Source organism: Marinobacter sp. B-21, assembly GCF_056857895.1.
This window is the reverse complement of record NZ_JBSXNZ010000003.1, coordinates 1-3,367: the sequence shown is the minus strand read 5'-3', so window position 1 is coordinate 3,367 and position 3,367 is coordinate 1. Positions and strand designations below refer to the sequence as shown.

General features: G+C 56.2%; 4 protein-coding genes, 4 tRNA genes and 1 rRNA gene. All 9 read right to left on the bottom strand.

Annotated features, from left to right (window positions below):
* Positions 1 to 162, bottom strand: a 162-nt coding sequence (locus tag AC13C0_RS00065; protein WP_482953696.1) for a GTP-binding protein, incomplete at its 3' end; no start/stop codon positions are given.
* Positions 163 to 213: 51 nt separating this feature from the next.
* Positions 214 to 289: transfer RNA gene (locus AC13C0_RS00060), tRNA-Thr, on the bottom strand.
* 13 nt (positions 290 to 302) lie between these two features.
* Positions 303 to 377 (bottom strand) — tRNA-Gly (locus AC13C0_RS00055).
* 10 nt (positions 378 to 387) lie between these two features.
* Positions 388 to 472: transfer RNA gene (locus AC13C0_RS00050), tRNA-Tyr, on the bottom strand.
* A gap of 40 nt (positions 473 to 512) precedes the next feature.
* Positions 513 to 588 (bottom strand) — tRNA-Thr (locus AC13C0_RS00045).
* A 31-nt stretch (positions 589 to 619) separates the two neighbouring features.
* Entirely contained in the window at positions 620 to 1,294 is a 675-nt protein-coding gene (locus AC13C0_RS00040) for a hypothetical protein (protein WP_341581303.1), read from the bottom strand.
* Complete coding sequence (locus AC13C0_RS00035; RefSeq protein WP_341581302.1) at positions 1,294 to 2,025, bottom strand: type III pantothenate kinase; 732 nt, start codon at positions 2,023 to 2,025, stop codon at positions 1,294 to 1,296. The genes AC13C0_RS00040 and AC13C0_RS00035 overlap by 1 nt, the downstream gene beginning before the upstream one ends.
* Positions 2,022 to 2,987, bottom strand: a complete 966-nt coding sequence (locus tag AC13C0_RS00030; protein WP_341581301.1) for a biotin--[acetyl-CoA-carboxylase] ligase — start codon at positions 2,985 to 2,987, stop codon at positions 2,022 to 2,024. The genes AC13C0_RS00035 and AC13C0_RS00030 overlap by 4 nt, the downstream gene beginning before the upstream one ends.
* Before the next feature lie 245 nt (positions 2,988 to 3,232).
* A 5S ribosomal RNA gene (gene rrf, locus AC13C0_RS00025) occupies positions 3,233 to 3,347 on the bottom strand.
* Between the last annotated feature and the right edge of the window lie 20 nt (positions 3,348 to 3,367).

Genomic DNA, 3,367 nt, shown 5'->3' with positions numbered 1-3,367 from the left:
GGCGTTATCAATCTGGTCAAACGCACGGCTCTCACCCGTACCCCAGACTTCGTGACACACGCGAGTCAGGGCTGCTGTCAAAGTGGTCTTGCCATGGTCAACGTGACCAATGGTGCCCACGTTCAAGTGCGGCTTATTACGTTCAAACTTAGACTTAGACATTCGACCAATCTCCCTAATCAACCAGGATCGTAACGTTGACCGGATAAATAATGGAGCTCATGACCGGAATTGAACCGGTGACCTCATCCTTACCAAGGATGTGCTCTACCGACTGAGCTACATGAGCACTGCAAGCAAATTGGAGCGGGCAGCGGGAATCGAACCCGCGTCATCAGCTTGGAAGGCTGAGGTAATAGCCACTATACGATGCCCGCGAGCAATTAGTGGTGGAGGGGGCAGGATTCGAACCTGCGAAGGCGATGCCGTCAGATTTACAGTCTGATCCCTTTGGCCACTCGGGAACCCCTCCGAGTCGGATTCACTTATGCAAATCCGTCAAAACTTAAAAATGGAGCTGGCGGACGGAATCGAACCCCCGACCTGCTGATTACAAGTCAGCTGCTCTACCAACTGAGCTACGCCAGCCCACAATCGCCTCTTCAGCGAGGGCGGTATACTACGGATTTTTTTCTGGCGTTGCAACACCTTCACAAGGCCTGAACTCGACGAAATCAAAATCGTTGCCGTAATCCGCTTTCACCGCCTGAACCAGTTCCTCCGCGAGGTCCGGCTCAGCCTCAAAAGTGAGGGCGTAGCTTATCTGATTTCGGGGGAAGTTGACCAGTACCGCATTAAGATTCTGATGTTTTTTTTCTTCCAGCATGGATATTGCAGATTTCCGATGCTCGAACAGGCCGAGGGAAATGGCGTTGCGGTTCTCCCCCCCGGTTACCAGGTAGGAATCGATACCCTGTCGCTGAATATCCCGAAACTGGCGCAAAGCCACCTCCCGGGGCTGAGGCGGGATGAGCACCCAGTATAAGGGAGGGAGCGCCCGGCCTTCCTCTTCAACGGCAAAACCCGCCTCGCTGACAAGAGGCTGGCTATTGATCAGTTCCCGGGCACGCTCAGCGGTGTCTATCCAGCCAAGGCGTACGCAGGACAACACAGGCGCTTCTTGAGACGGAACCACTTTGACCGGCCCCCCCTCCGGATCCGGTGACTTCAGACTGACTACCCTCGGGAGACTTCCACTGGCGACTTTGGCCATGCCACCGGAGGGCCCAAGATAATCAGGAAGATAATAAAGCCCCAGACTCAAAAGCAGCAGGAGTAGCGCCATCCATCGCATCAGGACGCTTCCTCATCAGCAATGGCACGGAGGCCCGCCAAGACCAGATCAGGACGATGGATTCCGGACAGGCCAAGCCCGATGAGTCGATCCGCATCGCCACCGGTAACCAGAACATCCGCAAGACCAAACGCCTGCGCATCCCAAAGGATACGGACAATCATGGCGTCCGACAGCCACGCAACCCCATGGTTAACGCATTCGCCGGTGCTTTTGCCAGGACCGGTTTCCAAAACCTGCCCAGGATCGAATCCGATACGCGCCGCATCGGTTTTGAGGCTCCGGAACATCATCTGCAGGCCCGGGAGAATATACCCCCCGAGGTGCCGGCCGTACTGATCCACAAAATCCACGGTGACCGCACTACCCGCGTCCACAACAACAAAGCCCTGCTTGTGGCCAATCCACGCACCATACATCGCATGCCAGCGATCAGCGCCCATCCTGTCGTAGTCGGAATAGGCATTTTGAAGCCCACCCCGCTCCGGTTCCGACCAATAACAACGGGCAGGCACGTTGCTCAGCCCCGCCAGATAACCGAGCAGTCGCTCGCGCTTCTCCTCTGAGGCAACCGTTGAAACCGCAATCCGGCTAATGCGGGATGCAAAGCCTGCAATGCCCGGTAACGGATTTTCCTCATCCAGCACGCCGGCACCGCTGGCTACTGTCTCGCCGGCTTCCTCGAGACACCATTTGAGCCGGGTATTACCGGCGTCAACGTAGAGCTTCATTGCATTACCCGCAAGCTGATCTCTCCGGCTCGTACCGGAACGATTCCGTCAGCGGTCCGTATCTGGTAATTACCATTGTCATCAATACCGCAACCAACGCCTTCAACATCGCCACCTCGCGCCTGAAGCGGCTTCCCCATAAAAATATCGCGCCGCTGCCAGGGCTCACGAAAGTCCCCGAAACCCAGGTCCGAAAAAATCGGAACCGCATCCAGTACTGCTTCAATAATGGCGCCAGCGATCTGATTCCGTGACCACACAATCTCCGGACACGTCCTGGCGAGGCTGCTCCACGGCTGATCAACACCTTCTGCCCGGGACATGTGAACATTGAGCCCGATACCAGCGATCACCTGAACAACCCCTTCCTCAAGCTCGCCCTGCAACTCTACAAGAATACCGCCCAGCTTGCCGTCTGGAAGAAAGATGTCATTGGGCCATTTGAGCCCAACCTCTGGCACGCCAAGCTGCTCAAGCGCGTTGGCGACGGCAACACCCAACACCAGGCTCAAACCATCAAGAACGCCAAACCCACCATGGAAAGTTAGCCCCATGCTCAAGTAGAGATTTTCTCCCCGTGGGCTCTGCCAGACGCGACCTCTACGTCCGCGTCCCGCAGTCTGACAATCAGCGATGGCTACCGGCATTTTCCCGGCCCCTGCCGCGACCTGCCTGATCACTTCGGCATTGGTTGAATCCACTTCATCGAGCACATTCAAAGATAGCGCTTCCCTGCGCCACGGATCGAGACACTGGAGCACTGAATCCCGGTCAAGAAGGTCAACCCGGGAAACCAGCTGATACCCGCGCCCGCGAATTGTGGCAATCTCAATGCCCTCGTCCATGGCGCGACGAATCTGTTTCCAGATCGCGGTGCGACTAACGCCAAGGCGAGCGGCCAGGAACTCGCCCGAGTGAACCTGGCCGTCACTGAGAAGCTCTAAAAGTGCCTTGGATTTCATAAGACGTATCCAGCCATAAAATTGGGTAAGGCCGGATTAAACACCAGGGAGGCGAAAAAAACAAAGTCGGCGGTCAGGCTTTGCGAATTCGCCGCCGACAGATCAGGGAATGGGCGTTGCAGTCAGGTTTACATTGATATCGAGCACGCCTTGTCACATGGGGGCCGTTGTAGTGCACAGCAGGGCCTCGATCCAAAACAAAAAAGCCCCGGCAGCATACGCTGTCGGGGCTGTTTTATTTAGGAGCCTGACGATGACCTACTCTCACATGGGCAACGCCACACTACCATCGGCGCTGGTCTGTTTCACTTCTGAGTTCGGGATGGGATCAGGTGGTTCCAGACCGCTATGGTCGTCAGGCAAAACGGTTGATCACTGGG